We start from the raw sequence: 6543 nt of genomic DNA on the forward strand, positions 1-6543 counted from the left end.
ACAAAGCTTATTTTTGTATGAATTAAATCTTCACTTATGATTCGAAATCTTTACGTTATTACTTTACTACTATTATTATCATTTTCTAGCTTAGGTCAAAAACTTCAGTTGGAAGAAATCATGAAGGGAAATACTTTTATAGGCGAACAGCCATTTTCAGGGAGCTGGTCATTAGATAATAAAAAAGTTTTTTTTGAATGGAATCCAAATAACGATTTTGGGCCTAGTACATATTATTGGCAACAAGGAATGTCAAAGCCACAGTTGGCTTCTACTTCAGAATCGGTGCTTTCGAAACTAGAAATCAAACGTAAAGCAAATGCTGACATTGCTTACTATGTCAATAATGGTGCGCTCTATTCTTATACTTTAGCTTCTGCATTTTCAAAAAAAATGCTACAGCAATCCAATCCCATTTCTGATTTGCGATTAGGAATTGACGACGGTGTTTTGTTTTTCAATCAGAATGGAAATATTTTAAAATTCGATACTAAAGATGGTACTTTAATTCAGCTCACAAATTTTGTTGCAGGCAGCAAAAAAGTAGAAGGAGATAAGAAAGACACTTTTTTAAAATCTCAACAGCTAGAATTATTTCAGTTTATAAAAGAACAAAAAGCAAAAAAAGAATGGGATAAGGCGATGTCTGATAAAAACAAATCTGATTTACCTAGTGCATATTATTACGGCACAGAGTCTTTAGAAGATTTACAAGCTAGTCCAAACGGGAATTTTGCCACTTTTAAACTTATAGAAGTAGTAAAGAGCAAGAGTGAAATCATGGAGAATTTGATAACTGCAGATGGTTATAATAAATCAGTGGATAGTAAGGATAAAGTTTCAATTTTAAATTTAAAGAAATCGAAATTTGGAATTTATTCTGTGGCCAAAGATTCTGTTTACTATATTGATTTTTCTACCTTGACTCATCTTCAACAACAACCTAAATATTATAAGGAATACGTAAATCTAAAGAATAAAGGAAAAGAAGATAGACTGTTATATGTGCAAGCGCCAACATACAGCGATGATGGTAGTCATGCGATTACAGAAATTAAGAGTCTTGACAATAAAGACCGCTGGATTGTACAGTTAGATTTAGATAAAAATACTTTTAAAGAATTAGAGTACCAGCATGATGAAGCCTGGATTGGTGGACCTGGAATTCCAACCTATACAAGCAGTTCTGGTACGCTAGGATTTTTGGGAGATAATGAAACCATTTACTTTCAATCTGAAGTTAGTGGGTATTCACATTTATATACCTATAATTTGAGAACCCATAAAAAAAATCAGATTACTAAAGGTAATTGGGAAGTTAGAGATGTAACATTATCTAACGATAAAAAATCATTCTATCTAATAACCAATACTACCCATCCTGGCAATAGAGGTTACTATAAATTAGCTACGACTGGTGGGATTATGCAACCTATATTGATTAAAGATGGTGCTCATGAAGTGGTACTTTCTCCAGATGAAAAGGAATTGTTAGTTCGCTATTCTTATAAAGATAAGCCATGGGAGTTTTATGTAGCTCCAAATACAACATCCACAAAATTGCTACAAATAACTCACTCTACTTCAGCACCATTTGATTCTTATGCTTGGAGAAATCCAGACATTATAACTATCAATGCGCAGGACGGAACGAAAGTGAATGCAAGATTATACAAACCTGAAACTGCTGTATCAAATAAAGCTGCCATTATTTTTGTACATGGAGCAGGTTATTTACAAAATGCGCACAACTATTGGAGCAATTACTATAGAGAATTTATGTTTCATAATTTGTTAGCTGATTTAGGATATACAGTTATGGATATTGATTATCGTGGCAGTGATGGTTATGGACGTGACTTTAGAACCGGCATTTACCGTCACATGGGCGGTAGGGATTTGTCAGATCAAATTGATGGGAAAAATTATTTGGTGAAGGAGTTGGGAATTGATGCGAGCAGAGTCGGAATATATGGTGGGTCCTATGGTGGTTTCATTACACTAATGGCGATGTTAACCGAGCCTACAGAATTTAAATCGGGAGCAGCATTACGTTCGGTTACAGATTGGGCACATTACAATCATGGATATACGAGCAATATTTTAAATTTTCCAGAAACAGATCCAATTGCTTTTAAACGTAGCTCGCCTATTTATTTTGCCGATAATCTTCAAGGTAATTTATTGATGCTGCATGGTATGGTTGACAACAATGTTGAATATAAAGACATTATAAGGTTATCGCAGCGTTTTATTGAACTAGGAAAAAAGAATTGGAACCTAGCATCATTTCCTGTCGAAGCGCATGGATTTAAAGAAACTTATTCATGGGTAGATGAGTACAGCAGAATCCTTAATTTGTTTAATACAACGCTCTTAAATAAGGAATGAAAAAATAAAAAAGGAGACACTTAATTATATGATAACTATATTGTGTATTTATATGAAAGAAGTTACTTTTGCAAAAACACAACACACTTAGAAAGATGAACACTATAACTACTACCAATTTCAATTTTCCAAATCAAAAATCTGTATACAGAGGTAAGGTTAGAGAAGTCTATAATATTAATGATGACTTATTAGTAATGGTAGCTACAGATAGACTCTCTGCTTTTGACGTTGTTTTACCAGAGGGAATTCCATATAAGGGTCAGATTCTTAATCAAATCGCAACTAAGTTTATGGAACTTACTGCAGACATTGTTCCCAATTGGTTAATTGCTACGCCAGATCCTAGTGTTGCTGTGGGGCATTTATGTACTCCTTTTAAAGTAGAGATGGTTATCCGTGGTTATTTGTCGGGACATGCATCACGTGAGTATGCCGAAGGGAAAAGAAGCATTTGTGGCGTTGCAATGGCAGAAGGACTAAAAGAGAATGATAAATTCCCAGAGCCAATAATTACTCCTACAACAAAAGCTGATAATGGAGAGCATGATGCCGATATATCAAGAGAAGCTATTTTAGCAAACGGGATAGTGACTGAAGAAGACTATTTAGTACTAGAGAAATATACCCGCGCGCTCTTTCAAAGAGGAACTGAAATTGCAGCAAGTAGAGGTTTAATCTTGGTAGATACCAAATATGAATTTGGAAAAACAAAAGACGGTGTTATCGTCTTAATTGACGAAATCCATACTCCAGATTCTTCTCGTTATTTTTACGCTGAAGGGTACCAAGACAGGCAAGACAATAATGAAGAGCAGAAACAGTTGTCAAAAGAATTTGTGCGTCGCTGGTTAATTGAAAATGGTTTTCAAGGTAAGGAAGGACAACAAATCCCAGAGATGACACCAGAGTATATAGAATCTGTTTCTGAAAGATATATCGAATTATATGAAAATATCATTGGAGAAAAATTTGTAAAAGCTGATATTTCAAGTATTAACGAGAGAATCGAAGAAAATGTAATAGCGTATTTATCAAAATAATAAAGCTACTAATATAGAAAGCCGCAATTCTAAATAGAGTTGCGGCTTTTTTATGCTTTGTCTTATAGCTTTTCTTTTTTCTTTCGAATTGAAAGCGATAAAATATACCAAACACTATCCCAAATTGCCAAAACGATTGAGGAGAATGATTAGTTAAAATTATTATTTGAAATATGAGAACGTTTCGTTATTTTCTAGTTTCAAAAGTGTCTCGTAAATTAGTTTGATCACATTTTCTACGTCATCTCGATGTACCATTTCTACGGTTGTGTGCATATAACGCAATGGTAATGAGATTAATGCGGAAGCAACTCCACCATTACTATAGGCAAATGCATCTGTATCTGTACCTGTAACTCTTGAAGAAGCTAATCTTTGAAACGGAATTTCTTTTTCGATAGCAGTGTCAAGTATAAGTTCTCTCAAGTTGTTTTGAACAGCTGGAGCATATGTCACAACAGGACCTCTACCAATTTTTGTTTCTCCTTCAATTTTCTTTTCGATCATAGGAGTTGTTGAGTCATGACAAACATCAGTAACAATAGCAACATTTGGTTTTATTGTCTGAGTAATCATTTCTGCACCACGCAAACCTACTTCTTCTTGTACAGAATTAGTAATATACAGCCCAAATGGAAGTTTGATATTATTTTCATGTAATAGTCGTGCTACTTCTGCAATCATAAAACCACCCATACGGTTATCTATGGCGCGACAAACAAATTTATTTTCGTTCAGAATCATAAATTCATCAGGATAAGTAATTACGCAACCTACATGAACACCTAATTTTTCAACTTCTTCTTTAGTTTCACAACCAAGATCAATAAAGATGTTATCGGTTTTGGCGGTTTCTTCTTTACTGCGATTACGCGTATGAATAGCCGGCCAACCAAATACACCTTTTACAATTCCTTTTTTTGTGTGGATATTTACTCTCTTCGAAGGAGCAATTTGATGATCAGATCCACCATTGCGTATTACATAAATTAGTCCATCATCAGTTATATAGTTTACATACCAAGCAATCTCGTCAGAGTGTCCTTCGATTACAACTTTATAAGGTGCGTTCGGATTTATTACTCCAACTGCAGTACCATAAGTATCTGTAATGAATGTATCAACATAAGGTTTCAAATAATCCATCCAAATTTTCTGTCCTTCAGCTTCATATCCAGTAGGGGACGCATTGTTTAAATATTGTTCCAAAAACGCCAATGATGTGGGTTTTAATATAGATTCTGTGCTCATATAAATATTTTTTTGCTAATTTATAAATTTGGTATCAGACTTGTGTATATAATGTATAATTTTACCCTATAAATTTTGCCTCATGAAGTTAATTTTTGCATTTTTTACCTTTTTAGCTATTTCTTTAAGCTGTTTTGCACAAGAAATTCCCGACCATCCCTTAGAGATGGTTCGAGAAATTGATGCTTCGATAGATGTTGAAAAGGATACAATTCAACTTGAGGAGATACTTATCTCAAAAAACAAACTAGAGCTAGATGATAAAAAGAAATTCTTAATACTTCAAAATAGAGTTTGGGTGACATATCCGTATGCAAAACTTACAGCAGAGAGATTAGTGGGCCTAAAGAAAGGAATGGACAAATTATCTACAACCAAAGAGAAAAAAAAATACTTTAAAATTGTAGAGGACTATTTGACCAATGAATTTGAAGCAAAATTAAAAAAATTGTCTCGTAGTCAAGGGCGAATTTTAGTAAGACTGATACACCGTCAAACAGGATTAACTACGTTTGAACTTATCAAGGATTTAAAAAGTGGCTGGAAAGCATATTGGTCTAATACAGCGGCTAGTTTATTTGATATTGATTTAAAGTCAAAGTACCAGCCTTATGATGTAAACGAAGATTTTTTGATTGAGGGTATTCTTTACCGATCTTTCAATGCAGGAAGGTTAATTAATCAACCACCAGCAAATCCAGTTGATATTCAAGACTTAAATAACGCATGGTTGTCTAAAGCCAAAAAGCAAAAGTTGGATTAAGAACCTTTTGCAATTGAAAGTGTAATTTGCTAGTAGCTTTTCGTCCCATCTTCATAACTTTACTAGTCCTGTTCCATTGCTTCGCGCTGTTGTATTTTTGCGATAAGACGAAATAGTAAATGGTGCTACTTCAATTGCGGCAGAAAAGCAGGGTTCCTTCATTGATATTCGTTTTAGATTATCTTATGTATTAATATTTGATTACTCATATATAAGGTAAGATCATATATAAATGTGGGAAAACAAAATACAGACTTTCCTATTAGAGCCTTGAGAGTCGAAATACTTTACCAGCAAGCAAAGAAAATAGTGAGCAGAGGATATAGATATGTAGTCAAGATAACTCTCCTTATATATATAGGTGTCAAAGAACAGTAGAGTAGAAGCCCATAACCATGAAATAGTAATATAAAACACTCCAAAACCTTACAAAACGAAAAACAATCACAAGTCAAACAGCACTTTTCCAGCTAATTAAAAAAAAGATTAAAAAAAGGTTATTAAGAAGTATTGTTTAAGCAAACAAACTCACTACTTTTGCACCCGCAACAACGAACAAGTTCACTGACACACTGGCAAGCGATACGGATATAAAGGAAGAAATTCTTCTAAAAAAAAATATCAAATAAAGCTTGTGAGATTAAAGTAAACGAATTACTTTTGCACCCCGCAGAATAAGAAAAGTTATTTGAAAGACTGGTAAGAAGAATAAAGAAAAAGAGATTTATCTCTTAAAAAAAAACTTTAAATTTTTCTTGCGAGAAACGAAATAGTTTTCTACTTTTGCACCCGCTTCGAGAAACATGTTTACATGATAACGAGGCGAGAAACAAGATAAGAACACGTTCCTAGACATATTGAATTGACAGCCGTTTTAAGAGAGATCTTAAAACAAAAGAATAAGAGTAATAGAATCGAGAGATTCAGAAATAACCACTAGACCTTCAGTCAAAAATAAATAGCTTAGCAATAAGCAAACAATATACGATGAAGAGTTTGATCCTGGCTCAGGATGAACGCTAGCGGCAGGCTTAACACATGCAAGTCGAGGGGTATAGTTCTTCGGAACTAGAGACCGGCGCACGGGTGCGTAAC

Annotated in this window: 4 protein-coding genes and 1 rRNA gene; 4 read left to right on the forward strand and 1 reads right to left on the reverse strand. The window is 34.0% G+C overall.

Annotated elements, in window-relative coordinates; genetic code table 11:
* Positions 1–36 precede the first annotated feature (36 nt).
* Positions 37–2391, forward strand: coding sequence for a S9 family peptidase (locus LXH21_RS15355; protein WP_239867914.1), 2355 nt, complete (start codon positions 37–39; stop codon positions 2389–2391).
* A 95-nt stretch (positions 2392–2486) separates the two neighbouring features.
* Positions 2487–3434: a phosphoribosylaminoimidazolesuccinocarboxamide synthase gene (locus tag LXH21_RS15360; protein WP_239867917.1), complete on the forward strand. Its 948-nt coding sequence runs from the start codon at positions 2487–2489 to the stop codon at positions 3432–3434.
* Positions 3435–3596: 162 nt separating this feature from the next.
* On the opposite strand, the gene LXH21_RS15365 is transcribed toward LXH21_RS15360, so the two are convergent.
* Positions 3597–4685 carry a M42 family metallopeptidase gene (locus tag LXH21_RS15365; RefSeq protein WP_239867920.1) on the reverse strand — a complete coding sequence of 363 codons (1089 nt, stop codon included), beginning with the start codon at positions 4683–4685 and terminating at the stop codon, positions 3597–3599.
* 82 nt (positions 4686–4767) lie between these two features.
* On the opposite strand from LXH21_RS15365, the gene LXH21_RS15370 reads away from it, so the two are divergent.
* Positions 4768–5448 (forward strand): DUF4294 domain-containing protein, encoded by a 681-nt coding sequence (locus tag LXH21_RS15370; RefSeq protein ID WP_239867923.1) that lies wholly within the window; start codon positions 4768–4770, stop codon positions 5446–5448.
* A 984-nt stretch (positions 5449–6432) separates the two neighbouring features.
* Positions 6433–6543 (forward strand): 16S ribosomal RNA (locus LXH21_RS15375); the annotation flags it as partial.

The sequence above is a fragment of the Flavobacterium algicola genome (assembly GCF_022399565.1).
GTDB lineage: Bacteria > Bacteroidota > Bacteroidia > Flavobacteriales > Flavobacteriaceae > Flavobacterium > Flavobacterium algicola.

Excerpts from the sequence above, each read along its gene's own strand:
- LXH21_RS15355 (WP_239867914.1), top strand. The coding sequence starts at position 37 with ATGATTCGAAATCTTTACGTTATTACTTTACTACTATTATTATCATTT.
- LXH21_RS15360 (WP_239867917.1), top strand. The coding sequence starts at position 2,487 with ATGAACACTATAACTACTACCAATTTCAATTTTCCAAATCAAAAATCT.
- LXH21_RS15365 (WP_239867920.1), bottom strand. The coding sequence starts at position 4,685 with ATGAGCACAGAATCTATATTAAAACCCACATCATTGGCGTTTTTGGAA.
- LXH21_RS15370 (WP_239867923.1), top strand. The coding sequence starts at position 4,768 with ATGAAGTTAATTTTTGCATTTTTTACCTTTTTAGCTATTTCTTTAAGC.